This is a genomic window from Thermococcus sp. (genome assembly GCF_027012695.1).
Lineage (GTDB): Archaea > Methanobacteriota_B > Thermococci > Thermococcales > Thermococcaceae > Thermococcus.
This window is the reverse complement of record NZ_JALUYR010000142.1, coordinates 1-1,251: the sequence shown is the minus strand read 5'-3', so window position 1 is coordinate 1,251 and position 1,251 is coordinate 1. Positions and strand designations below refer to the sequence as shown.

Here is a 1,251-nt window from a genome sequence, read left to right as displayed (position 1 = left end):
GCCAGTGCTGTTGGTAAAGGTCTATATAATCAGTTTTAAGTCTTTTAAGTGAGCCTTCTATTGCTCTTTTTATATGAAACCTATCCATTGCTGTAAGCCCATGACGAATAGGAGGGACAAACCACCCACTTGCAGCACCTGCAACTTTACTTGCTAAAATAATACTATCTCTTGGCTTAGTTTTTAGCCACTCCCCTACTATCTCTTCTGTAAGCCCTGCATATTTCGCTTCTGGTGGTACAGGATAAAGCTCTGCCGTATCAAAAAAATTTACTCCCCTATCATACGCTGCGTCCATTATTCTAAATGCTTCTTTTTTATCAGTGGTAGAGCCAAAAGTCATAGTCCCAAGACAAATTACACTAACTCTAAGACCACTTCTTCCTATATATCTGTATTCCATTCTTAGCCTTTTTTTAAAAATTATACCAAAGCTAGAATCTGTAAATGTTCTCTGACACCAAAAGTTAGTGAATGTATATGGTTTTTTTTAAGTTTTTAAATTTATTTGATTTTTTTCTATTTTTAATTGAATTAATAAACTCCAGTATCTTAACATAATATTTTTACTCTTTTAAAGCACCCGAAGGGAGCTTTATAAAAGGTCGTCTGCAAAATCGTGAATATTTTTCATTATTTTAGGAAATGTATTAAAACAAATATCTTTTGCTTTTTCTAAATCAACCTCTACATCATTAATTTTTATCTTATCTCCTCCAACTTTCCCAACTTTTTCAAAATAGATTCCTTTATCCATGCAAAGTTTTTCAAACTTTTCTTCATCTTTAGGCTCTATTTCCACAAAAGCTCTACTTAGACTCTCAGCAAAAATATCTTCAGGATTTTTAACCTTTACATTAATATCAAGTCCTTTATCACTTACACAAGCCCATTTATATGCAGCAATTGCAAGACCACCTGTACTTATATCTTTTGCTGATTTAATCAAGTCACTTTGTAAAATATCCCAAAGCTTTAGCTCTTTTTCAAAATCAATTTCAGGATGCTCTCCTGCTACTTTTCTACCAAAAACTTTTAAGTATAAACTCCCACCAAATTCTGGTTTTGTCTCCCCTAAAATATAGATTGTATTTCCTTCACTTTTTAACTCAGAACTTCTAAATTCATCTCCAACCCCAACCATAGCAATTTCTGGTGTAGGATAAACACCCTCACCCTCATTTTCATTATAAAGTGAAACATTTCCACTAACTACTGGTGTATTAAGATTTTTACACGCTTCTTTTATTC

The 1,251-nt window shown here is 32.9% G+C and carries 2 protein-coding genes; both read right to left on the bottom strand.

Annotated features, from left to right (window positions below):
* On the bottom strand, positions 1-403 hold a 403-nt coding region (locus tag MV985_RS09380), incomplete at its 3' end, for an aldo/keto reductase (RefSeq protein WP_297465648.1).
* Positions 404-595: 192 nt separating this feature from the next.
* A partial coding sequence (locus MV985_RS09375) for an AIR synthase-related protein (protein WP_297465646.1) occupies positions 596-1,251 on the bottom strand: 656 nt, incomplete at its 5' end.